The following is a 24,366-nucleotide window of genomic DNA, read 5'->3' as shown; positions in this document are numbered from 1 at the left end:
AGCCTCAGGCCACCGCTACCCCTGTTCGCTCCCGCCTCAGCGGGAGCGACGCGTCTCTACACTGAAACGCTCGTCGAAGCGCTTATTTGCGCTTCTTGCGGTTGGCCATGTGAATGGCATGGCCATCCACCGCCAACGCCGCTTCGTGCACGGCTTCCGAGGTGCTCGGATGCGCATAGCAGGTCAGGGCCAGATCTTCGGCACTAGAGCCGAATTCCATGGCGATGACGCCTTGCGCAATGAGCTCCCCGGCATGCTGACTGATGATGTGCAGCCCCAGGATGCGGTCGGTCTCGGCATCGGCAATGACCTTGGCCATGCCTTCCGACGCATTGTTGGCCAGCGCACGTCCGTTGGCGGAGAACGGGAAGGAACCGGTCTTGACTTCAATACCGGCCTCTTTCGCGTCCTGCTCGTTCATGCCAACCCAGGCAACTTCCGGCGCGGTATAGATCACGCTGGGGATGGCGTCGTAGTTCATCTCGGCTTTGTGGCCAGCGATGATGTCGGCCACCATTACGCCTTCTTCGGAAGCCTTGTGCGCCAGCATCGGGCCACGCACCACGTCACCGATGGCGTAGACACCCGGTACGCTGGTGCGGCACTGGTCGTCGACGAACACGAAGCCGCGCTCATCGAGCTTGATGCCGACATCATCGCCAAGGATGCCTTCGGTGTAGGGACGACGGCCCACACACACGATCAGCTTGTCGAAGGTCTGTTCCTGCTCGCCGTTGGCGTCGGAATACTTGACCACGACTTCCTTGTCCTTGATCTCGGAGCCCGTCACGCGAGCTCCCATCTTGATGTCCATGCCCTGTTTCTTGAACAGCTTCTGGCCTTCCTTGGCAATGTCCTTGTCGACCATCGGCAGGAAGGCATCCATCGCCTCGAGGACCGTGACTTCACTGCCCAGGCGGTTCCAGACACTGCCCAATTCGAGGCCGATGACACCGGCACCGATCACGCCGAGGCGCTTGGGTACTTCGTCAAATTCGAGCGCACCGCTGGAATCAACGATCAAGCCTTCGGTCAAAGGCGTCGGCGGGATGTCGACCGGCACGGAGCCGGAAGCAATCACGATGTTCTCGGCATCGTAGGTGGCCGTCTCGCCATCTTGACCGGTGACTTCGACCTGCTTGTCGGAGACGACCTTGCCGGTGCCTTCCAGCGCCGTGACACCGTTGGCCTTGAACAGCGCGCTGATGCCGCCCACGTTCTTGGCGATGACGCCTTCCTTGAACTCCTGCATCTTGGCGATGTTGGGAGTCGGCTCGCCCACGTCGATGCCAATCTCGGCGTAATGGTCGCGGGCTTCGACGAACTTGTGAGAGGTTTCCAGCAAGGCCTTCGAGGGGATGCAGCCCACATTCAAGCAGGTGCCACCATGAACGGTCTTGCCTTCCTTGTTGACCCACTTCTCGACGCACGCGGTCTTCAGGCCCATTTGGGCAGCGCGAATGGCCGCCACATACCCACCAGGCCCGGCACCAATAACGATCACATCGAATTTATCGGCCATGAAATCATCCTGTTCGAATTCAATTAATTAGTCGCAACGCATTATTCGGCGACAACCATCACACGTCGAGCAAGAAACGCGCGGGATCCTCGAGCAGTTCCTTGATCGTGACCAGGAACTGCACCGCGTCCTTGCCGTCAATCATGCGGTGATCATAGGAGATGGCGAGATACATCATCGGACGAATCTCGACCTTGCCGTCGACGGCCATCGGACGCTCCTGGATCTTGTGCATACCCAGAATAGCGGTCTGTGGCGGATTGATGATCGGTGTCGACAGCAACGAACCGAAGATACCGCCGTTGGTGATGGTGAAGGTCCCGCCCTGCATGTCTTCGATGCCGAGCTTGCCGTCGCGACCGCGCTTGCCGAAGTCGACGATGCTCTTCTCGACATCGGCGAGCTTCATGCTGTCGGTATCACGCAGCACCGGCACGACCAGGCCTCGCGGCGTGGACACGGCAACACCGATGTCCTGATAGCCGTGATAGACGATATCGCTGCCGTCGATCGACGCGTTCACGTCGGGGAACCGCTTGAGAGCCTCGGTGCATGCCTTGACGAAGAAGCCCATGAACCCGAGCTTGGTATCGTGCGCCTTCTGGAAAGTTTCCTTGTACTGACTGCGCAGGCTCATCACCGCGCTCATGTCCACCTCATTATAGGTGGTCAGCATGGCGGCGGTCTGCTGCGCCTGCACCAGACGCTTGGCGATGGTCTGGCGCAGACGACTCATTGGCACGCGCTGCTCAGGGCGATCGCCCTCGACGGCAGGTGCCGGTGCAGCGGCGGCCTTGACGTCCCCACCAGTGGACTTGGCCTCCTTCTTGGCGGAGCCATCCTTGACGGCTTTTTGCACGTCTTCTTTCAGAACACGGCCGCCCTTGCCGGTGCCTTCGATCTTGCTGGCGTCCAGATCGTGCTCGGCGACCAGCTTGCGTGCCGCCGGTGCGAGGATCTTGTCGCCGACCTTTTCGTCACTGCCACCACCGGCGTCTTTCGACTCACTCGCCGTGTCGTCTGATGCGGCAGCCTCGCCACCCCCCGCATCACCGCCGGCGCCTTCGGCAAACAACGCGAGCACCGCTTCGGACTCGACCTGCTCGCCTTCCTGCACCTTGATTTCGCTGAGGGCACCATCGGCCGGCGCGACGACTTCGAGCACCACCTTGTCGGTCTCGATGTCCGCGAGGATCTCGTCGCGCTTCACCGCTTCACCGACCTGCTTGTGCCAGGTGGCCACGGTCCCTTCCTGAACGGATTCCGGGAAGCTCGGCGCTTTGACGTCATGCTGCTTACCTGACGCTGCCGGCTTGGCATCGTCAGACTTGGCCGCTGCCGAATCCTGCTTCTCGCCGGTCTCTTCTTTCTTCGAGTCCTCTTTGTTAGAGCCCTCAGCGGATTTAGAGCCTTCAGCGGGCTTTTCGCCGCCGCCTTCACTCGCGGCGCCCAGCATCCCAAGCACCTGCTCAGAGTCGCACGTATCGCCTTCTTCCACTTTGATTTCAGTCACGGTGCCGGCGTCCGGCGCCACGACTTCGAGAACGACCTTGTCCGTCTCGATCTCGACAATCAGCTCATCACGCTCAACGCTGTCACCGACCTTCTTGTGCCAAGTGGCGATAGTGCCCTCGGCAACGGATTCCGGGAAATTCGGCGCTTTGATCTCAGTAGCCATGTCGTTTCCTTAGTGTTTTCTCTCGATCCCGATGGAACGCCTCAGCCAGTAATGGCGTCTTCGACCAGCTGGCGCTGCTGTTCAACATGGACGGACATGTAGCCGGATGCCGGGGCGGCGGATGCCGGACGCCCCGCGAACTTCAGTTCACGCCCCAAGCCTTCCTGCACCATATCGGCCACCAGACGCATGTGATGCTGGCTTTGATACCAGGCGCCCTGGTTGAGCGGCTCCTCCTGACACCAAACGACCTGCTCGAGGTTCGGATAGGTCTTGAAGACCTCGTACAGCTCTTCCTTGGGGAAAGGATAGACCTGCTCCAAACGCACGATCGCAACATCATCGCTGCCATTTTCGGCACGATAGTTCGCCAGATCGTAGTAGACCTTGCCCGAACACAACACCACGCGTTTGACACTCTCCGCATCGAGCTTGCCTTGATCCGGCAGCACCATTTCGAAGCGGCCGTTGGACAGATCTTCCAGCGTCGAGGTTGCTTCCTTGTGACGCAGCAGGCTCTTCGGCGACATGATCACCAGCGGCTTGCGCAGCGGGCGGATCACCTGACGCCGCAAAAGGTGGAATATCTGAGCCGGCGTGGTCGGCATGCAGACCTGCATATTGTGCTCGGCACACAGCTGTAGGAAGCGCTCGAGACGCGCCGAGGAGTGCTCGGGGCCCTGCCCTTCATAGCCATGCGGTAGCAGCATGGTGAGCCCGCAAAGCCGTCCCCATTTGGTCTCGCCGGAGGAAATGAACTGGTCGATCACCACCTGTGCCCCGTTGGTGAAGTCACCGAACTGGGCTTCCCAAATGATCAAGGCCTTGGGCGTGGTCGTGGAATACCCGTACTCGAACGCCAGTGCCGCTTCCTCGGACAAAAAGGAGTCACGGATGGTGAAGCGCGGCTGGTCTTCCTTGATATGTTCCAGCGGCACATAGGTCGAGCCATCTTTCTGGTTATGCACGACGGCATGGCGATGGGAGAAGGTGCCACGCCCGGTATCCTGTCCCGTCAGACGAATAGGGTGGCCTTCATCCAGCAAGGTGGCGTACGCCAAGGTTTCGCCAAAGCCCCAGTTGATGGCCAGATCGCCAGCGGCCATCTTACGACGATCCTCGTAGATCTTGGCCACCTGGCGCTGGACCTCGACGTCTTCGGGAACCTCGCACATCTTGGCGGCTAGTTGCTGCATGCGCGTCATGTCGATCGAAGTATCGGCGTCGCCCGTCCACGTGTGCCCGAGATAAGGCGTCCAGTCGACGAATAGCTCGGTATTGGGCTCCTTGACCAGCGCATTGGCGACGTGATTGCCTGCCACCAAGTCATCGCGGTATTTCTCGACCATAGCAGCCGCGTCGTCGTCGCTGATCATGCCCTCTTGCACCAAGCGCGCCACGTAGAGTTCGCGCGAACTCTTGTGCGACTTGATCTTCTGGTACATCAGCGGCTGAGTCCCGGAGGGCTCGTCGGCCTCGTTATGACCGCGCTTGCGGTAGCAGACGAGATCGATCACCACGTCCTTGTTGAACTGGTAACGATAATCGACAGCCACCTGGGTAGCATGCACCACCGCCTCGGGATCATCACCATTCACGTGGAAGATCGGCGCCTGGACCATCTTGGCGATATCGGTGCAGTACTCAGTGGAGCGTGCATCGTCAGGCCGTGACGTGGTGAAACCGACCTGGTTATTGATGACGATATGCACGGTGCCGCCGGTCTTGTAACCGCGGGTCTGGGACATCTGGAATGTCTCCATCACCACGCCCTGGCCGGCAAAAGCGGCATCGCCATGCACCACCACCGGTAGCACCTTGGCGCCCTCGCCATCTTCGCGACGATCCTGGCGGGCACGCACGGACCCTTCGACCACCGGCGAGACAATCTCGAGGTGCGAGGGGTTGAACGCCAATGCCAGGTGAACCTCGCCACCTTCGGTCATCACGTTGGAACTGAAGCCCTGGTGGTACTTCACATCCCCGGAGCCCTGCTGGATGACTTTCTTGCCATCGAACTCGTCGATCAGTTCCGATGGACTCTTGCCCAGCAAGTTGACCAGCAGGTTGAGGCGGCCTCGGTGCGCCATGCCGATGACGACTTCCTTGGTGCCATAATTGCCCGTACGCTGGATGATTTCGTCAACCATCGGGATGAAGGTCTCGCCGCCTTCCAGACCGAAGCGTTTGGTGCCTGGATACTTGGACGCGAGATAGTTTTCCAACCCTTCGGCAGCCGTCAAACGCTCGAGGATATGCTTGCGTACATCGACGCTGTAGTCCGGCTTGGAACGCACCGATTCGAAGCGTTGCTGTAACCAACGCTTCTCGTCGGTGTCGACGATATGCATGAACTCGCAGCCAATGCTGCGGCAGTACGTCTTTTCCAGGACGTCGACGATTTCCTTGAGCGGCGCCTGGTCCTTGCCCAGGAACAGTGAGCCAGTCTGGAAGGACGTCTCCATATCAGCGTCGGTCAGCTGATGGAAGGAAAGATCCAGATCAGGAATCGGAGTCGGGCTGCGAAGCCCCAGCGGGTCGATATCGGCGCGCTGATGGCCGCGGAAGCGGTAGGCGTTGATCAGCTGGAGAACCTTGACCTGCTTTTTGTTCTCGCTGCTGTCAGCGACACCGGCGGCGGGCTTGCCACGACGATTTTGCGCCAACTGATAGAACTGATCGCGAATCGGACTGAGAGGAACGTCGTGAGAGGGGGCGCCTTCCGGACGAGGTAACTGATCGAAATAGTTACGCCATTCGTCGGGAACCTCAGAGGGCTCGACGAGGTATTGCTCGTAGAGCGCTTCCACGTAGTGGGCGTTGCCGCCGCTGACATGGGAAGTGCGCCACATCAACTCCATTATGCCTTCTTGCATCTCTTGGTCACCCTATGCACTGATGGGTGTTCTTGGCGCTGGCACGCCCGGACGTGCCGGCGTCACTTGGGACCTGCGGGAGCAGGTTGGCGTCATACGCGACGCTAGGGTCCACTTATCGTCAAAAGCCGGTGCGCAGGGCACCGGCTAACGGCGGTCGCGGGACCGGCTTCCTGCGACGCCATGTCGCAGGAAGCGGCTTGTTGCCAATGATAACAAGCCACGCGGCGCGATTTAAGTGGCATTAGACAGTAACATCTCACGAATCTTGCCAATCGCACGTGTCGGATTGAGCCCTTTAGGGCACACCGCCACGCAATTCATGATGCCACGGCACCGGAACAGGCTGAACGGGTCTTCAAGCCGCTCCAGGCGCTCACGCGTTGCGGTATCACGTGAATCGGCGAGAAAGCGATAAGCCTGCAGCAGGCCAGCCGGCCCTACGAACTTGTCTGGATTCCACCAGAAGGATGGGCAGGCCGTGGAGCAGCAGGCGCACAGGATGCACTCGTAAAGCCCATCTAGCTTTTCGCGTTCTTCCGGCGACTGCAACCGCTCCATCGTGGGCTCGGTGGTATCGTTCTGCAGATAAGGCTGGATGCTCTCATACTGCTTGTAGAACACCCCCATATCGACCACCAGGTCACGGATAACCGGCAAACCAGGCAGCGGGCGCAGCACCAACTTGTTGTCCTTGACCACCTCGGACAACGGCGTAACGCAAGCCAAACCATTCTTGCCGTTCATGTTCATGCCATCGGAACCGCAAACTCCTTCGCGGCAGCTACGCCGGTACGCCATGGAGCTATCCTGCTGCTTGATCATTTCAAGCGCATTGAGAACCATGATATCGCGACCCTGCGTATCCAGCTGGAACTCCTGCATGTAGGGCACGGAATCGGTTTCCGGGTTGTAACGATAAATGGATATCTGAAGCGTAGACATCTTGGACAACCCCTTAGTAGGTGCGGATTTTCGGCTCGAAGGTCTCGACGGTCTTCGGCGCAAAGTTCACGTCACGCTGCCCCAGCCGCTTCTCGACCGGGAAGTACATGGAGTGCTTGAGCCAGTTGGCGTCGTCGCGATCCGGATAGTCATAGCGCGAATGCGCGCCGCGGCTTTCCTTACGGTCCAAGGCGGAGATTGCCGTGGCCTCCGCCACTTCGAGCAGATTGTCGAGTTCCAACGCTTCGACACGCGCGGTATTGAAGGCATTGGATTTATCGGCCAGATGCGCGTTACCGATACGCTCGCGGAGGTCGGCCAGTTTCTTGACGCCCTCCTGCATGGTGTCTTCCTGACGAAAGACGCCAAAATCGTTTTGCATGACTTCCTGCAGCTCGGCACGCAATTCAGGAATTGCCTCGCCGCCGCTCGATTCATCCCAGCGGTTGATGCGAGCCATGGCACTATCGATATCGGACTGAGCCGCCTCGAGGTAATCGACACCTTCATTGAGCGCTTGCTCGATGAACATACCGGCTGCACGCCCGAAGACCACCAAGTCGAGTAGTGAATTACCGCCCAGGCGGTTGGCGCCGTGTACGGACACACATGCCGCTTCGCCACAGGCGAACAGCCCGTTGACGATCTGATCGTTGCCATCGGCGTCCTGCATGATCGCCTGGCCGTGGACGTTGGTCGGTACGCCGCCCATCATGTAATGGCACGTCGGCACGACCGGGATCGGGTCCTTGGCAGGATCGACATGGGCGAAGGTCTTGGATAGCTCGACGATGCCCGGCAGACGCTTGCCCAGCACCTCTTCACCCAGGTGATCGAGCTTCAGCATGACGTGATCACCGTTTTCGCCGCAGCCACGCCCTTCAAGGATTTCCATGACCATGGCGCGAGCCACGACATCGCGGCCAGCCAGGTCCTTGGCGTTCGGCGCATAACGCTCCATGAAGCGTTCGCCATCCTTGTTGATCAGGTAGCCACCCTCGCCACGACAACCTTCGGTAACCAAGACCCCGGCCCCGTAAATGCCGGTGGGGTGGAACTGCCACATCTCCATGTCCTGCATGGGGAAGCCAGCACGAAGCGCCATGCCGATACCATCACCGGTATTGATCAGCGCGTTGGTCGTGGACGCGTAGATGCGGCCCGAGCCGCCGGTCGCCAATACCGTCGCCTTGGACTTGATATGCACGATTTCGCCGGTCTCGATGCACATGGCGATACAGCCCACCACATCGCCATCGGCATTCTTGACCAGATCCACCGCGTACCATTCATTCAGGAATACGGTGTTATTTTTCAGATTGTTCTGATACAGCGTATGTAGCAGCGCATGGCCGGTACGGTCAGCAGCAGCGCATGTGCGCGCGGCCTGGCCGCCCTTGCCGAAGTCCTTGGACTGGCCACCGAAAGGGCGCTGGTAGATACGGCCGTTATCGAAACGCGAGAACGGCAGCCCCATGTGTTCTAGCTCGAAAACCGCCTTGGGGCCTTCGGAACACAAATACTCAGCGGCATCCTGGTCAGCGATATAGTCACCGCCCTTGACGGTGTCGTACATATGCCAGCGCCAATCGTCATTGGGATCGGCAGAAGCGATGGCGCAGGTGATGCCACCTTGGGCGGAGACGGTGTGCGAGCGCGTCGGAAAGACCTTGGACAGCACCGCGGTCTTCTTGCCGGACTTGGCCAGCTCAAGCGCGGTACGCAGACCGGAGCCACCGCCACCGATGATGATTGCGTCGAATGTCAGGCTACGCATATTGGACATGAATTAGGCTCCCCAAAGGACTTGAACGCCCCACACCAGAAAAACGAAGATGGCCAGCATGACGACCGCTTGAAATGCAAAGCGCGCACCCGCCTGCTTGAGATAGTCAGTGGACACCGTCCACAAACCGACCCATGCGTGCGCCGCGATGGAAATAAAGGCCAGCAGGGAGAAGATACGCATCCAGGTCTGCGAGAAGAGACCGCTCCATGTGGCGTAATCGAGCCCCGGATGGAACAGTAGATACAGGACCATGAATACGGCATAGATCGCCAGGATGATGGCCGAGACTCGCTGGATCAGCCAATCGGACAGGCCACTACGACCGAGGTTCGTGATGTTGGTTACCATACCCAGACTCCTGCCAAAACCACCAAGATGGCACTGATCACGACCGTGATCTGCGCCTTGCGATGTCCACCCTCGAGATCCACACCAATACCTGCATCCATCAGCAGGTGCTTGATGCCGGCCACGAAGTGGAAGCCCAACGCCGAGAGCAATCCCCAGGCGATCAGTTTGGCGAGCACGTTGTTGGCGAGGGTGTCACGCACTGCTTCGAATCCTTCGGGAGACGACAGTGACGCATCGAGGGCCCAAAAACCGAAGATCAACCCCACGAAGAGGATGACACCGGTAATGCGGTGGGCAATGGAGGTCAGTGCGGGAAGTGGAAATTTTATCGTCGTCAGGTCTAAGTTTACGGGTCTTTTGCTATTCACGGCTCATCACACTCTCTTGGCCCGCCAGCGGCTAGGGCTGTACCCGGTGCGGGCGGTGGTTTGAGGGGGAGGCCTTGGTCGAGGGCTTACATGACCAAGCCATGCTCCTGCCAGTCGCGCGGGATAAGATTATAAGGACCGGGGGATGCCATGACAAATGAGATAGCCCTTGCAGCCATCCCCATGGACGCGTCAAATAGGGTGGCACTTCCGGGTAGGAACCTTGCTCGCCCTCCTTTCTATCGCCACGCCGGGACACGCCATGCGCGGCGGCGCCAAGCTCACAGGCGCCCTAGGCCCAATTGACAATCCACCGCGTGGTTCTATAGTAGGCGCATTATTTTCGCTGGCATGGCAAGCAAGACAAAGACTTAGGTAAAAGAGGAGGCCATAATGGCTGACAGGAAAGCGCAGTTGACGGTAGAAGGGTTGGACAAGACGATCGAGTTCCCTGTCTACTCCGGCACCGTCGGGCCTGATGTGATCGACGTCCGCGGCCTGACCAGCGAAGGTCTGTTCACATACGACCCGGGCTTCGTCGCCACCGCCTCCTGCGAATCAGGCATCACCTACATCGATGGTGCTGCAGGCGTTCTTCTCCACCGCGGCTACCCCATCGGCCAACTGGCCGAGCATTCCAATTACGTCGAGCTCTGTTATCTGCTGTTGTTCGGAGAGCTCCCCAGCAAGGCGCAATACGACGACTTCGCGGCCACCGTGAGAAATCACACCATGGTCCACGAACAACTCGTCAACTTCTTCAAGGGCTTCCGTCGCGATGCCCATCCGATGGCGATCCTGTGCGGCGTCGTCGGTGGCCTGGCCGCCTTCTACCACGACAACCTGGACATCACCAAGGAAGAAGAGCGCCGCGTCAGCGCGATTCGCCTGATCGCCAAGATGCCGACACTGGCCGCGATGTGCCACAAGTACAACATCGGGCAGCCATTCAATTATCCGCGCAACGATTTGGATTACGCGGAGAACTTCCTCTACATGATGTTCGGCAACCCGTGTGAAAGTTACGAGGTCAACCCGGTTTTCGCCAAGGCCATGGATCGTATCTTCATGCTGCACGCCGACCATGAACAGAACGCCTCCACCTCGACGGTGCGTCTGGCGGGCTCGACGGGCGCCAATCCCTTTGCTTGCATCAGTGCCGGCATCGCCGCGCTATGGGGCCCGGCCCATGGTGGCGCCAACGAAGCCGTGCTCAACATGCTCGATGAAATCGGTGATGAGTCCGAGGAGAACATCCAGCGCTTCATCGACCGCGCCAAGGACAAGGATGATCCGTTCAAGCTGATGGGCTTTGGCCACCGCGTCTACCGCAATTTCGACCCGCGCGCCAAGGTCATGAAGGAAACCTGCGACGAGGTGCTGGGCGAACTCGGCATGGCCGACGACCCGCAGCTCAAGATCGCCAAGCGGCTCGAGCAGATCGCATTGGAAGACGACTATTTCATCGAGCGCAAGCTCTACCCGAACGTCGACTTCTACTCCGGCATCATCCTCAAGGCGATCGGCATTCCGACCAACATGTTTACCGTCATCTTCGCCATGGCCCGCACGATTGGCTGGACGTCTCACTGGAACGAGATGATCAGCGGTAGCTATCGCATCAGCCGCCCGCGTCAGCTCTATATCGGCCATTCCCAACGAGACTACCCAACCAAGTAACTTGCTCGCCAAAACCCGGCCGAGATACGCCTGGCCAGGTGACTATATGCAAGTGTCACGGACCGCCTTCAGGGCGGTCCGTTACGTTTGACACCACGCCTCCTCGCGCCCCTTACACTCTTCGCCCCCACAGTCTTGTTCTTCTAACCTGAAGCCGCTGGGCGTTTTCCACACTTTCTGTGGATAAACCTGTTCAAAACCTTTAGGTAGTTCGCCAGAAACACCATGACAAGGCGGTTACGCTCAAATCGATTAATTTTTGACCTAATATAAGTGCTTGAAAAACAGCATGTTTTTCAATAACGCGCAACATGACGGGCCTTAGCTGGCGTTATACACAACACGCAGACAAAGACGGTACGGCAGTGGACAAGGTCCCGGAGGTGTCAAGGGGAAAAACGTATAAAAACGTCTAATCACGAACGGGAAGCAGAGACAAAAAAAGACGCTTTCGCGTCTCCGATATCGCCACAACTGTAGGCAAGAAAAGGTGGCGTCCCATAGGGGGTTTGAACCCCTGTTACCGCCGTGAAAGGGCGGTGTCCTGGACCACTAGACGAATGGGACGCATTGTCTTGATGCTTGGTGGAGCCTAGCGGGATCGAACCGCTGACCTCAACACTGCCAGTGTTGCGCTCTCCCATCTGAGCTAAGGCCCCGCGCCTCAAGACGGTGCGTAGAATACTGATTCTACCTGGCTTCGTCAATATCTTTCGAGAAGGAAGAAGGAAGAAGGAAGAAGGAAGGCAGCATCTGGGTGTCCTTCCCACTTCAAGCTGCGTAGCAGCGTTCTTCCTTCTTCCAGGCGCGCAGCGCCGCTCTTCCAGCTCCGGGCGAAGCCCGGGAGCTTACAGTTCCCGATACTCTTTCTCGAAGCGCTTGGCCTGCTTCTTGGAAACGCCCCCCAGCACTTGGGTGGCATGACGCAGGCGCGCCCGTGTCATATCCGAGCCGAGAATTGCCATGGCGTCCAGCACCGAGGTGGAGGTCGCACTCCCCGTAACGGCGATGAAGACCGGCGCCAGGAACGCTTTCATCTTCATATTGAACGCCTCGGCCAAGAATTTGACCTCGTCAAGCAAGACTTCCTTGTGCCAACTGGAAACGCCTTCCAGGCGCCAGGTCAAAAACTGCAGCAACTTGAGCAAGTCCTCATTCTCGAGCTTAACGCTCTCGAAACTGGACGCCTCGAGCGGCGGCACCCCCGAAAAGAAATGCCCGGCCAGCGGCATGACATCGGAGAGCGTCGAGATTCGCGGACGTACCTGCGGCAAGATCTGACTGACGTAGTCTTCGTTGAAGGCCCACTCTCTCAGGGCTTCCAGCAAGGCTGCATCGTCCAGATCCTCGCGGATATAGACGCCGTTGAGCCAAGTGAGTTTCTCCAGGTCGAACACAGGGCCGCCCAGCGACACGCGCTGAATATCGAAGTTCTCCATCATTTCCGCGAGGGTGAACTTCTCGCGGTCATCGGGCATCGACCAGCCCATGCGGCCCAGATAATTGGTCACCGCCTGCGGCAAAAAGCCCATGTGCCGATAATAATTGATCGAGGTCGGGTTCTTGCGCTTGGATAGCTTCGACTTGTCCGGGTTGCGCAGCAACGGCATATGGCACAGCGTCGGCATCGGCCAAGCGAAGTACTCATACAGCAGCTTGTGCTTGGGTGCCGAGTTGATCCACTCCTCACCACGCATGACATGCGTGATGCCCATCAGATGGTCGTCGACGACATTGGCAAGGTGATAGGTCGGCATACCGTCGGACTTGAGCAGGATCTGGGCATCGACCTGTGCCCAATCGACTTCGATCTCGCCACGCAGCATATCGCTGACGATACAGCTCCCCTCGCCCGGTACCTTCATGCGCACCACGTAAGGCCACTGCTCGCGCTCGCGACGCGCGGCTTCTTCATCGCTAAGCGCTAGATCGGCGGGCTTGAGCGCCAGATGCAGCCCCGCCGCCTTGCGTGTCTCACGCAGCTCATCGAGTTCTTCGCTGGTCCGATAGCACTTGAACGCATGCCCGGCGTCGAGCAACTGCTGCGCATATTGCGCATAGATATCGCCACGCTCGCTCTGCCGGTAAGGACCATGAGGGCCACCGATATCGGGACCTTCATCCCACTCGAGTCCCAGCCAGCGCAGAGAGTCGAGGATCATCTGCTCCGACTCGGCCGTCGAACGTACCCGGTCCGTATCCTCGATGCGGAGAATGAACTGCCCGCCGTGCTGACGCGCGAAGCATAGATTGAACAGCGCTATATAGGCCGTGCCGACATGGGGATCGCCGGTCGGCGACGGCGCAATACGTGTACGTACGGTCATGAAGTTCCCGATCATTGGTGACTGACGATGGCATCATTATACGCATGCACCTACCCGGCATCAGCACCGTCGACATCTTCTTCACAAGGCCAAGTGCTCGCGAAACCACTCCGTGATGAAATCCAGATAAGCCCGAGTCTTGTCGGGCAGGTATTTGCGCGAGCGAAACAACACCAACATGCTGCCGTGCTCATTCCAATACGGCTGCAAGAGTGGCGTCAGCTGTCCCTCCTCCACCGCCGCGCGCGCCGCGAATGTCGGCAGATAGGCCAAGCCGAACCCCGCCTTGGCCGCTTCGACCACCCCCAGCAGATTATTGATCACCAGACGAGAGTTGGGCTCGATATCCAGCGGCTGTCCATTGAGCGAAAAGCGCCAGTGCGCACCGAGATCGTAATTGCCGTAGAACACTGTATCGAACTCGGCGATATCCTTGGGATGCAGCGGTCGCCCGACACGGGCCAAATAATCCGGCGCGGCGTAAAGGCCATAGACCACTTTGCACAGCGGGCGCGACACAAGGCTCGAAGGCGGCATTGGACCCATGCGAATGGCCAGGTCCACCGAGTCGTCGATCGGCTCGAAACGCTGATCCTCGAGCAGGATCTCCACCGACATCTCGGGATAGCGGCGCATGAAGGCCGTGGTCGGCGCCGCCAAGTACATGAAGCCGAAGCTCACCTGAGCACTGACCTTGAGTTGTCCCCGAGGTTGCGACGTCACCGACTGTACCTGCGCCTCCGCCGTCTGCAATTCCTCGATGACCCGCAACCCATGCTCGTAATAGATCTGCCCCGCCTCCGTGAGGCGCAGCGAACGTGTCGAGCGATTGAGTAGACTGACACTCAACTCATCCTCGAGCGCAGCCACACGCTTGGAAGCCAACGACTTGGAAATACTCAGACGCCGCGCCGCCGCGGTAAAACTGCCCGCTCGCACGACTTCGACGAAGACACGCAATGCATCCAGTGTCGTCACGTTGAAGATACTCCAGCCTGCTAGTTTCCAAATTAGAAACACTAGTTTTCGATTGTACCCTCTTATTATGCAAAGACCGACTGCCTATACTGGCCGCGTTCGGGCAAGCGATGTATCGCTCCCAACATGCGTGGCCTTTTCTCAGCAGAATCGCCACGCGCACGCTAGCGGCGCTCGATGGCTTCGGCTTTCCTGCGCCGTGTGGCGTCTTCAGTGAAACGAGCTTTTCTTTGCGCCACTAGGCTGTTCTCCGGGACGGCCGGCGCTCTTTTATCCCTCATTCTCTCCGTCCCCACACTGCAATCCGGATACAAGACATACGCACTACGTACTGTTCATATCCCCCAACCCGAAACATACTTTGCCATTGGCTGGATATGCTAACGCGTTCACCTCATGGCGAGATGTCTACATGGACGCACTGGGACCCCGGATCAAGCAGCTAAGGATAGACGCCGGCTTGAGCAAGGCCGCCTTGGCCAGACGTGTCGGCGTATCGGATGTCACGATTTCCTATTGGGAATCCGGCACGATCAAACAAGTCGGACACGAGCGACTCATCGCGCTGGCCGATGCACTGCATTGCCCGATCGAACGACTACTCGAAGATGGCACTGCCGCCACAACACATACGGCCTCTCAACGGATCACCGATGACGTGCCCGGCAAGGCACGCCTCTTGCTACACACCATGCCCCCGGTGCCGTGGGAAGCTCACACGCTCGCCGCCCCTCTTCCCGCCTCGGGCACCGCCATCGACGCCCTCGTTCGAGGGTGTTACCTCGTGACACCAGGTGCAGGCGAGACATTCGCCTATCTCGAGGAAGGCGATATCGCCGCCATTCTTCCCACCACCCACTTCCGGCAGGAAGGGCTTTACCTGCTCGAATGGCGGCACGCACTCACGATCCAACACCTAAGCCTGCCTGAACCGGAGACGTTGCGCATCGCCGACCCGGCGCACCACACTAGCGTCGATCCAAAGCAGCCATTCCCGTTTCGAATCGTGGGGCGCCTTCAGGCTCGCTGGCAACAACATGACATCAGCGCTTGATATTACCCGGCAGGCCGTCTCAGGAATTCAATGGATGACGTCTTGGTCCATACTGAGTGCATATCTCATCGACGGGAGGCATCATGATGAACGCCATTCTGCTGGTGATACTGTTCGCCTTGGCAGGGCCGGTGCTGGCTGATGACGACGGTCAAAGCGACTCGCTCAACGACAGTCGACAGCGCAACCAACTGCAACGTGACGTCAGTAGCGACCGCGCCACCACGATCGAACGCCGCCAGTCGCTGAACCGTAGCGAACACCGCGATGAACGTTTCGACGAGCGCCAGCGTCAAGAGCGTCAGCTCAAGCGCTCTCAGCGGCGTCTGGAAGACTCGCAACGCGAGCTCAGAAATCAGCGCAACCAGTCACCCTGACACAAAAAAACCCGACCAATACCGGCCGGGTTTTTATGCAAACCTGCATGTCCTTGCAGTTATCACGAACTTCCTGTCCGTGCCTCCATGCTTACCTAGGCGTCCTTTATACCTAGCTTCCTTGCTTTCCGCCCTTCCTTGGCGGACATGATCACCGTGGCAGAAGATCTCCAGCAGTAAAAATAACCTGCATTAAATAACTCCAATTTAATGTTCCAGGAAGTAACGCAGGCCGCAAAGGTGTCATTGCCCCTCATACAAGCTAACTCGACTCGGATCCGGAGCGATATTGCCGAGCTAGCCGTATGACGTACAATACGCGGCCACTGCATCCGCTATCGTTCTTAGCCAATCCCTTCACCGGAGGCCATAAATGATTGAAAAATCAGCGAAAGACTCGCTAGCGCGGGCCCGCCGGTTCTCCATCGCCCCGATGATGGATTGGACGACCCGCGACTACCGCGCGTTCGCCCGCACGCTGACGCGTGAAGCGCTGCTGTATACCGAAATGGTCACGACCGGGGCGATCCTGCATGGCTCACCGCGCGAGCGCTTTTTGGGGTATAGCGACGTGGAGCATCCGGTGGCGCTACAACTAGGCGGCAGCGATCCTGCTGCACTGGCGGAATGCGCCGCCATCGCCGAGGCCTGGGGCTACGATGAAGTCAATCTGAACGTGGGATGCCCTAGCGATCGGGTACAGAACAACCTGATCGGCGCCTGCCTCATGGAGCATCCGGACAAGGTGGCGGCGGCGGTCAGCGCCATGCAGGCGGCGGCCTCGATTCCGGTCACGGTCAAGTGTCGTATCGGCATCGACGAGCAGGATGAAGATGCCGACCTGGCGCGCTTCATCGAACGCGTCGCCGATGCTGGCTGCGAGGTCTTCATCGTGCATGCCCGCAAGGCCTGGCTCGAGGGGCTCTCGCCCAAGGAGAATCGCGACGTGCCGCCGCTCAATTATCCACGCGTGCATCGTCTCAAGGCGCAGTACCCCGATCTTCATATCGGTATCAACGGCGGTATCAAGACGCTGGACGAGTGCCAGGCACAGCTCGATCTCGTCGATAGCGTGATGATCGGACGTGAGGCGTATCAGAATCCCTGGTTACTGGCCGGAGTGGATGCCGCCATTTACGGCGGCGCCTCGCCAGTGCGTAGCCGCCATGCCGCCGCACGCGCTTTCCGTCCCTACATCGCCGAACGCCTGGCCGCGGGCGCCAAGCTCAATCACGTCACCCGTCACCTGCTCGGCCTGTTCCAGGGTTGCCCGGGTGGGCGTCAATTCCGTCGCCACCTGTCGGAAAATGCCCACCGTGCCGGCGCCGGGCTCGAGGTTTTCGACGCAGCGCTGGCCAAGGTGCGCGAGCTCGATACTGCAAGCGCCGTTGCCTGAGCCGACACTATAGCTCCTGACGCGTTTCGAAATCGGAGTGGAAGGTTTCAACGGCGTTTTCAGCCTCTTCGATTTCATCGAAGCGCGCCACATGAAATAGCGCTTCGCCTTCATTGGCGAGCGGCAGATTGCTCATGCCAATGACGATACCATCGGCGTTGGCGAGCACTTCCTGCTCGGCATTACCGAACGGGTCGGCAACGCGTCCCAGAACATCGCCCCGTGCGACGCGCGCGCCCAACCGCGCCCGGGGGCGTAGAATGCCGTCGATGGGCGAGCGAGCCCAACTCGAGCCATTGGCAACCTCCGCAACGGCAGGCGCATGCCGGCGCCGGTCGGTGGGTAGCATGCCCAGCAAGCGCATCACGCGCTGCACCCCTCTTACTCCCGGCGCGATCGCCCACTCGTCGAAGCGCAGCGCCTCGCCAGCCTCATAGGTGAGCACCGGCACGTCACGCGACTGCGCATATTCCCGTAGGCTCCCTTCGCGCAATTCGGCATTGAGAATCACCGGCACCCCAAACGCCTCGGCCATGGCCTGTGTTGCGGGGCGGTCCTTCATCTGTGCCCGCACCTGGGGGAGATTGGTACGATGAATCGCGCCGGTATGCAGGTCGACGATATGCGTTGCAAGATCGACGATCTGCTCGCGAAACAACGATGCGACGCGCGAGCCCAGGGAACCGGCCTCGCTGCCCGGAAAGCAGCGATTCAAGTCACGCCGGTCAGGCAAGTAACGCGTCTGCTGCACGAAACCGAAGACATTGACGATGGGCACCGCAATCAGCGTGCCTCGCAAGCGCGATAGCGATGCCAGCCTCAGCATGCGACGCACGATCTCGACGCCATTGATCTCATCACCGTGAATCGCCCCACACACCAACAGCACCGGCCCCGGCTGACGGCCATGAACGACCTCGACGGGAATATGCAGCGGTGCATGGGTGTAAAGCTTGGCCACCGGTACATCGATCTGTGCCCGGCTGCCGGGCGGAATACGCGTACCGGCGAGTTCGAAGGGAGCGCGAGCCATGAGTGTTCCTATACCGAAGATGGCGAATTCTTTATACCCGCCATGGCGCCTCATGACACCCCATTCATGCAAGCGATTCTTTGTTTAGGCGTCAACGAAGGGCGCGACGCATGCCAGCGCCGTAGGCTTTCGATCACTGGCATGACGTGAGAAATGCAGCATGCTCATCTCCGGAGAACCCCAAGGGCCTTCTTGGGCGGCGTGCTCTTAAAATATACCCAAGGGGGTATATCACAGGGTTGCCACCCCTTCGTAACGTTATCCCAACGCTAATGCTCAACTGGCCAGCCTTTAATAAAGGCCAGTAAGATACAACAACGTTTCGGGAGCAAACCGTGCAGGCAACGTCTCATCCCCATTCTTATTACGCAGCGTCCGCGAATGACAAGCGCGTGCGTCCGACCCTGCAGGGTCACGTGAAGGCAGACATCTGCATCGTCGGCGCTGGCTTTACCGGGATGTCTACAGCCCTCCACATGGCCGAAAATGGCTACAAAGTGGTTGTCCTGGAAGGCAGCCGCATTGGATTCGGTGCTTCCGGCCGCAATGGCGGACAGATCGTCAACAGCTACAGCCGCGATATCGACTTCATCGAGCACCATTACGGCCAGAAGGTCGGGGCAGAGATGGGGCGGATGGCCTTCGAGGGCGGCCGCATCCTACGTCGTATCGTCAAGGACTACGACATCCAGTGTGACTTGAAGGAAGGCGGTATTTTCGCCGCATGCAACCGCAAGCAGTTCGATGAGCTGGTCGAGAAAAAGAAGCTCTGGGAAGCCCACGGCCACGAACAATTGGAACTGCTCGACGAGAATGCCATCCCACACTACGTGGGTACCCAGCGCTACGTTGGCGGCCTGATCGATCACAGTGGTGGGCATTTCCACCCACTGAATCTGGTACTCGGCGAAGCCGACGCCGTGGAGTCCCTGGGCGGCACCATCTACGAGAACTCCTCGGCACTGCGGATTCATCAAGGCGACAAACCGATCGTCCATACCGCAGAAGGCGACGTTGAAGCAGACTACGTACTCGTCGCCGGTAATGCCTATCTAAATGGCCTGATGCCAAAGCTGGAATCCAAGGCCATCCCCTGCGGCACCCAGGTCATCGCCACCGAGCCACTGCCGGAAAGCGTGCGGCAATGTTTGCTACCGAAAGACAACTGCATCGAGGACTGCAACTACCTGCTTGACTATTTCCGCCTATCCGGCGATGGCCGGATGATCTACGGCGGCGGCGTTACCTATGGTGCCCGCGAGCCGGCGCAAGTCGAAGCCCTGATCATGCCGAAGATGCTCAAGACGTTCCCTGAGTTGAAAGACACCAAGGTGGATTTTGCCTGGACCGGCAACTTCCTGCTGACACTGACCCGCTTACCCCAATTCGGCCGCATCGGAAACAACATCTACTACGCACAAGGGTATAGCGGCCATGGCCTCACCTGCACCCACTTGGCAGGCAAAGTGATCAGTGACGCCATTCGGGGTCAGTCAGAGCGCTTCGATATTTTCGCCGGCCTGCCCCAGCACTCGTTCCCTGGCGGGCGGGCCATGCAGATTCCGCTGACCGCCATGGGAGCCTGGTACTACAACGTGCGCGACAAGCTCGGGATTTGATTTTTTAAAAATCAGCAATTACCGAAATGAATATCAAAAATCGGGCAGACATCTAAGCGATGAACTGGGCTATAAAGCTGAATAAGTGAAAAATAACTGACTCGCTAGCCTCTCCGAGGGACTTCCCCTCCGTGGCGCGAAACGTTTGCCGTATTCTCGTGAATTATTCAACAACAATAACTGGATGGAATCTATGTGCAGTACCGTCTCCGACACCCCCGCTTCGTGGTACCGGGCTTCCATCGCCGTCGAGCTCGACCCCACCATGCCCCATGAAGGCGAAACGAGGAGCGATGTGTGTGTGATCGGCGGTGGGGTGACAGGCTGCTCAACGGCCCTGCACCTGGCCGAGCGTGGCTACTCGGTGACATTGCTCGAAGCCGGCGATATCGGCCACGGCGCCTCCGGGCGCAGCGGTGGGCAGATCCTGCCGGGGCTGGGCACCGACATCACCACCGTCCAGCAGGCCCTGGGGCTAACTCGCGCCCGCGAGGTATGGGAGATGAGCCGTGAGGCGGTGCGCCTCACCGCCGAGTTGATCGAGCGCCATGCCATTCCCTGCGATCTGGCCTGGGGCTATCTTCACGCAGCGGTCAAGCCGCGGCATATCAAGGAGCTCACAGCCTTCCGCGAGCAGATGGCCCGTGACTACGGCTACGCCGCTCTCGAGTGGCTGGAGGGCGATGCCCTGCGCGAGCACGTCGTCACCGATGCCTATCCGGCAGCCCTATATGACCGCGAAGGCGGCCATCTTCATCCCCTCAACTACACGCTGGGCCTGGCCCGGGCGGCACAGCGCGCCGGGGTACGCGTGCATTCCCATAGCGCCGCACGATCGATCCGCCGAGGTAAGCCAGCCACGGTCACCACCGAGCACGGCAGCGTGACCGCCGATTTCGTCGTGCTGGCCACTAATGCCTATCACGACGACCTGATTCCGGAGCTCTCCGGTCGCGTCATGCGGGCCGCCAACTACATGATCGCCACCGCGCCACTGAGCGAGGCACAAGCGGCAAAGGTGCTACCGAAAAACGACGCCCTGGCCGATGCCAACTTCGTGCTCGACTATTACCGACTCAGCGCCGATCGACGTCTGATTTACGGCGGCGAGGTCAGTTACGACGGCCGGGAGCCCCCGCGCCTTCAGGCGCGCATGGACGCCAAGATTGCCCGGCTGTTCCCGGTACTCGAGGGGGTACCCATCGAGTACCGCTGGGGCGGCGATGTCGCGATCACCCTCAATCGAGCGCCCGATTTCGGTCGTCTGGGCGATAATCTCTACTATGCCCAAGGCTACTCTGGCCATGGCATGGCCATGGCCGGGCTCGCCGGCAAGCTGATGGCCGAGGCCATCGCCGGCCAAAGCGAGCGCTTCGATGTCTTTTCCGCCATGCCACATCGACACTTCCCAGGCGGTCATGCTCTGCGCAAGCCGCTGCTGGTGCTGGCGACCAATTTCTACAAACTGCGCGACCGTCTCTAAATAAGGCCAACGACAAGCGAAGAGGGTACTTCCATGAGCGAGACCATGACGGCGGAGACTGCCGACCATCCGGGCGCTCGCCCGGCCGCCAATGCACGTGGTCGGGCGAACCATAAAGCGTCTTCGATCGAGATGCAGGGCCTGCACAAGCGCTTCGGTCGCGATACCGTCGCCTTGGACGGCGTCGACCTGAACATCCGGGCCGGCGAGTTCTTCACCCTGCTGGGGCCGTCCGGCTGCGGCAAAACCACTCTTCTACGCATCCTCGCCGGACTCGAAGAGCCGGATGCCGGTTCGCTGGTGGTAGGCGGCAAGGACATCACCGAAACGCCTCCCCACCAACGCAGCGTCAATACCGTCTTCCAGTCCTATGCGCTCTTCCCGCATCTTTCGGTGCGCGAGAATTTGGCCTTCGGGCTAAAGATGCGCGGCATGCCAGCGGCTGAGCGCCACAGCAAGGTCGACGAGATCGCCGACTTCATCAAGCTCGGTGATCTGATCGATCGCCACGTCGATCAACTCTCCGGCGGCCAGCGCCAGCGCATCGCGCTGGCTCGAGCGCTGATCTGCGAGCCCGATGTCCTGCTGCTCGATGAGCCACTCTCGGCACTGGATGCCGGGCTGCGCAGCCAACTGCAGGTAGAGCTATTGCGGGTGCAGAAGCGACTCGGCATGACCTTCGTGTTCGTGACCCACGATCAGCAGGAAGCGATGGTCATGTCCGATCGCATCGCCGTGCTCAATGGCGGCACCATCCAACAGGTAGGCGCGCCGCGTGATGTCTACGAGCGCCCAGTGAATGCCTTCGTGGCACACTTCATGGGCCACGATAATCTTTATCCGATCAGCGCCCGCAAGAGCGACCGTTTGATCACGGCGCTGGGGGAACTGACCGCCGAGGAAGCCGGCGACGGCGAGCTGTTGCTGATCCGCCCCGAGACGCTGGATCTATTGCCTGGCGCGGTCGAGGGACCCAACCATCTGACGGCAACCGTAGCCGAAAGACTCTATCGTGGCAGCCATGCCGAGTTCCGCCTGGCCATCGCCGACACCACTTTGCAGGCCACGGTCAACAACCGCGGCCGTCACCTGCCTGAGGTCGGCGAAACGGTGACGGTGGTGGTGGCGCCGGAAGACCTGGTCACCCTGAGCGAGTGAGGAGGCGAGCATGTCCTATTCTGGAGCAGTACCCACTGCCCGCAGCCGGGCCATGGTCCGCGAGACCCGCCATCTGCTGTTCAGCGTGGCACCGGGCGCGGTGTGGATCTTCATCTTCCTGGTGTTGCCCAGTGCGTATCTGATGGGGGTCGCTTTCATGACCAACGGCCCCTATGGCCTGCCGCAGATGCCGCTGTCACTGGACGCCTTCGAGCGCCTAGCCGGTGTCGGCTTTCTAGGCTGGAGCCCGGGCAATCTCTACACCCTGCTGCGCTCACTGTGGCAGACCCTGGTATCGACGGTGCTGGTAGTGATCGTCGCCTATCCAGTGGCCTACTACATCACGACCTGTCGTGAAAAGTGGCGGCCGATCCTACTGCTGCTGGTCGTCGTGCCATCGTGGACCAATCAGGTGATTCGCGCTTTCGGCTGGATGAACCTGCTGGCACCGGGCACACCACTGTCCAGCCTGGCCGAGAGCCTCGGACTAGTGGCACCCAACATGGGACTCTATCCCTCCAACTTCGCGGTCACCCTGGGGCTGGTCTACAACTTCCTGCCCTTCATGGTGCTTCCGCTGTATGCCGCCTTCGAGAAGCTCGATACGGCACAGGTGCAGGCCGCACAAGATCTCTATGCCAGCCCGGTACGAGCCTTCTGGCATGCCGTCTTCCCGCAGACGCTCCCTGGACTACTGGCCGGTACGGTACTGGTCGCGATTCCCGCCTTCGGCATGTACGTGATTCCCGAACTACTCGGCGGCGGTAAAGGCATGATGCTCGGCAACCTGGTCGCCAACCAGTTCGCCGGAAGCTCCAATTGGCCACTGGGAGCCGCTGGGGCGATTTTGATGTTGATCGCGACATTCATCGGCCTGTTCGCCATGCGGCGTATTGGCAAGCGTCTGGGCGGCGGTGAGGAGGTAGTGATATGAGAAAGCGAACGCTTGCGCGCGGTCTCGCCGGCATCTGGTGGGTGACGCTGTTCTTCCTCTACGCCCCCCTGTTCGTGATCGTGCTGTTCTCATTCAATTCAGCCAACAGCACCGCCATTTTCGAAAACTTCTCGCTGGCTTGGTATCGCAGACTGTTCGGCAACGAGCAGATCATCAACGCCTTCGGCAATAGCCTGGTCCTGGCGGTGAGCTCTTCGATCATAGCGCTGGTGATTGGGTGCCTGATCGGCTACGGCATGTATCGTCACCGCCATCGCAAGCTGGGGTGGCTGATCGTGTTGATCTATCTGCCTATCGTGCTGCCGGATATCGTCTTTGGCATCTCCGAGATGGCCTTCTTCGTACAGATCCATGAATGGACCGGCCTGCTGCAGCCGGGACTCGGTACCATGATCATCGCGCATGTGACGTTCCAGATCCCCTTCGTGGCACTGATCGTCTACTCGCGCTTCGTAGGCCTGGACCCGACACTGTTCGAGGCTGCCAAGGACCTCTACGCATCGCCGATCAAGCGCGTGGTGCACTTCATGGTGCCCACCATCAAACCAGCGTTGATCTCCGCCTTCTTCTTGTCGTTTACGCTGTCGATCGACGACTTCGTGATCAGTTTCTTCACGGCAGGGCCGGAGAGCGCCACATTGCCGATCTATATCTGGAGCGCCATCAAGAAGGGAGTGACGCCCGAGATCAATGCGATTGCCACCCTGATGATCGGTGCGGTGGCCATGGCCGCCATATTCAGCATGCTATTCAACCGGCGGGGTCGCCGCTAGGCGC

General features: G+C 59.5%; 19 protein-coding genes and 2 tRNA genes. 9 read left to right on the top strand and 12 right to left on the bottom strand.

Annotated elements, in window-relative coordinates; translation table 11 throughout:
- Positions 1–82: 82 nt before the first annotated feature.
- From lpdA to sdhC, 7 genes are all read right to left on the bottom strand, one after another.
- On the bottom strand, positions 83–1,522 hold the full coding sequence (lpdA, locus tag OP494_RS01965) for a dihydrolipoyl dehydrogenase (RefSeq protein WP_280539068.1): 1,440 nt from the start codon (positions 1,520–1,522) through the stop codon (positions 83–85).
- A gap of 58 nt (positions 1,523–1,580) precedes the next feature.
- Positions 1,581–3,200 carry a 2-oxoglutarate dehydrogenase complex dihydrolipoyllysine-residue succinyltransferase gene (gene odhB, locus OP494_RS01960; protein ID WP_280539067.1) on the bottom strand — a complete coding sequence of 540 codons (1,620 nt, stop codon included), beginning with the start codon at positions 3,198–3,200 and terminating at the stop codon, positions 1,581–1,583.
- A 41-nt stretch (positions 3,201–3,241) separates the two neighbouring features.
- Positions 3,242–6,076, bottom strand: a complete 2,835-nt coding sequence (locus tag OP494_RS01955; protein WP_075369622.1) for a 2-oxoglutarate dehydrogenase E1 component — start codon at positions 6,074–6,076, stop codon at positions 3,242–3,244.
- A 234-nt stretch (positions 6,077–6,310) separates the two neighbouring features.
- A complete protein-coding gene (locus OP494_RS01950) occupies positions 6,311–7,021 on the bottom strand; it encodes a succinate dehydrogenase iron-sulfur subunit (RefSeq protein ID WP_075369621.1) in 711 nt (236 codons plus the stop codon).
- A gap of 13 nt (positions 7,022–7,034) precedes the next feature.
- Positions 7,035–8,807 (bottom strand): succinate dehydrogenase flavoprotein subunit, encoded by a 1,773-nt coding sequence (gene sdhA / locus OP494_RS01945; protein WP_040244085.1) that lies wholly within the window; start codon positions 8,805–8,807, stop codon positions 7,035–7,037.
- Between the two features lie 3 nt (positions 8,808–8,810).
- The gene (gene sdhD / locus OP494_RS01940; RefSeq protein ID WP_246968821.1) at positions 8,811–9,158 is read right to left on the bottom strand and encodes a succinate dehydrogenase, hydrophobic membrane anchor protein; all 348 of its coding nucleotides are present in this window, start codon (positions 9,156–9,158) and stop codon (positions 8,811–8,813) included.
- Complete coding sequence (sdhC, locus tag OP494_RS01935) at positions 9,152–9,529, bottom strand: succinate dehydrogenase, cytochrome b556 subunit (protein ID WP_097022418.1); 378 nt, start codon at positions 9,527–9,529, stop codon at positions 9,152–9,154. Before sdhC ends, sdhD begins: the two co-directional genes overlap by 7 nt.
- A 393-nt stretch (positions 9,530–9,922) precedes the next feature.
- On the opposite strand from sdhC, the gene gltA reads away from it, so the two are divergent.
- Positions 9,923–11,209, top strand: coding sequence for a citrate synthase (gltA, locus tag OP494_RS01930; RefSeq protein ID WP_280539062.1), 1,287 nt, complete (start codon positions 9,923–9,925; stop codon positions 11,207–11,209).
- A 491-nt stretch (positions 11,210–11,700) separates the two neighbouring features.
- Here the strand turns inward: gltA and OP494_RS01925 are convergent.
- The 4 genes from OP494_RS01925 to OP494_RS01910 form a co-directional block, all read right to left on the bottom strand.
- Positions 11,701–11,776 (bottom strand) — tRNA-Glu (locus OP494_RS01925).
- A 16-nt stretch (positions 11,777–11,792) separates the two neighbouring features.
- A tRNA-Ala gene (locus OP494_RS01920) sits at positions 11,793–11,868 on the bottom strand.
- A gap of 189 nt (positions 11,869–12,057) precedes the next feature.
- Positions 12,058–13,536 carry a glutamate--tRNA ligase gene (gltX, locus tag OP494_RS01915; protein WP_280539061.1) on the bottom strand — a complete coding sequence of 493 codons (1,479 nt, stop codon included), beginning with the start codon at positions 13,534–13,536 and terminating at the stop codon, positions 12,058–12,060.
- A gap of 81 nt (positions 13,537–13,617) precedes the next feature.
- The gene (locus tag OP494_RS01910) at positions 13,618–14,514 is read right to left on the bottom strand and encodes a LysR family transcriptional regulator (protein ID WP_280539060.1); all 897 of its coding nucleotides are present in this window, start codon (positions 14,512–14,514) and stop codon (positions 13,618–13,620) included.
- A 412-nt stretch (positions 14,515–14,926) separates the two neighbouring features.
- Between OP494_RS01910 and OP494_RS01905 the strand changes: the two genes are divergently transcribed.
- The 3 genes from OP494_RS01905 (at position 14,927) to dusA (ending at position 17,341) form a co-directional block, all read left to right on the top strand.
- Positions 14,927–15,568 carry a helix-turn-helix transcriptional regulator gene (locus tag OP494_RS01905; RefSeq protein ID WP_280539059.1) on the top strand — a complete coding sequence of 214 codons (642 nt, stop codon included), beginning with the start codon at positions 14,927–14,929 and terminating at the stop codon, positions 15,566–15,568.
- A gap of 83 nt (positions 15,569–15,651) precedes the next feature.
- The gene (locus OP494_RS01900) at positions 15,652–15,945 is read left to right on the top strand and encodes a hypothetical protein (RefSeq protein WP_280539058.1); all 294 of its coding nucleotides are present in this window, start codon (positions 15,652–15,654) and stop codon (positions 15,943–15,945) included.
- Positions 15,946–16,318: 373 nt separating this feature from the next.
- Positions 16,319–17,341 carry a tRNA dihydrouridine(20/20a) synthase DusA gene (gene dusA / locus OP494_RS01895; RefSeq protein WP_280539057.1) on the top strand — a complete coding sequence of 341 codons (1,023 nt, stop codon included), beginning with the start codon at positions 16,319–16,321 and terminating at the stop codon, positions 17,339–17,341.
- Between the two features lie 7 nt (positions 17,342–17,348).
- Here dusA and OP494_RS01890 read toward each other — a convergent pair whose 3' ends face one another.
- Positions 17,349–18,374 (bottom strand): succinylglutamate desuccinylase/aspartoacylase family protein, encoded by a 1,026-nt coding sequence (locus OP494_RS01890; RefSeq protein ID WP_280539056.1) that lies wholly within the window; start codon positions 18,372–18,374, stop codon positions 17,349–17,351.
- Between the two features lie 335 nt (positions 18,375–18,709).
- Here OP494_RS01890 and OP494_RS01885 point away from each other — a divergent pair, with 335 nt between their 5' ends.
- From OP494_RS01885 to OP494_RS01865, 5 genes are all read left to right on the top strand, one after another.
- Positions 18,710–19,993, top strand: a complete 1,284-nt coding sequence (locus tag OP494_RS01885) for an FAD-binding oxidoreductase (RefSeq protein WP_280539055.1) — start codon at positions 18,710–18,712, stop codon at positions 19,991–19,993.
- 193 nt (positions 19,994–20,186) lie between these two features.
- Positions 20,187–21,476 carry an FAD-binding oxidoreductase gene (locus OP494_RS01880; protein WP_280539054.1) on the top strand — a complete coding sequence of 430 codons (1,290 nt, stop codon included), beginning with the start codon at positions 20,187–20,189 and terminating at the stop codon, positions 21,474–21,476.
- Positions 21,477–21,509: 33 nt separating this feature from the next.
- The gene (locus tag OP494_RS01875; RefSeq protein ID WP_280539053.1) at positions 21,510–22,634 is read left to right on the top strand and encodes an ABC transporter ATP-binding protein; all 1,125 of its coding nucleotides are present in this window, start codon (positions 21,510–21,512) and stop codon (positions 22,632–22,634) included.
- Between the two features lie 10 nt (positions 22,635–22,644).
- Positions 22,645–23,568 carry an ABC transporter permease gene (locus OP494_RS01870; protein WP_280539052.1) on the top strand — a complete coding sequence of 308 codons (924 nt, stop codon included), beginning with the start codon at positions 22,645–22,647 and terminating at the stop codon, positions 23,566–23,568.
- On the top strand, positions 23,565–24,362 hold the full coding sequence (locus tag OP494_RS01865; RefSeq protein WP_280539051.1) for an ABC transporter permease: 798 nt from the start codon (positions 23,565–23,567) through the stop codon (positions 24,360–24,362). The genes OP494_RS01870 and OP494_RS01865 overlap by 4 nt, the downstream gene beginning before the upstream one ends.
- Positions 24,363–24,366 lie beyond the last annotated feature (4 nt).

The organism is Chromohalobacter sp. 11-W, from assembly GCF_029889905.1.
GTDB lineage: Bacteria > Pseudomonadota > Gammaproteobacteria > Pseudomonadales > Halomonadaceae > Chromohalobacter.
The sequence above is the reverse complement of the archived record's forward strand: the minus strand, read 5'-3'. Positions and strand labels throughout refer to the sequence as shown.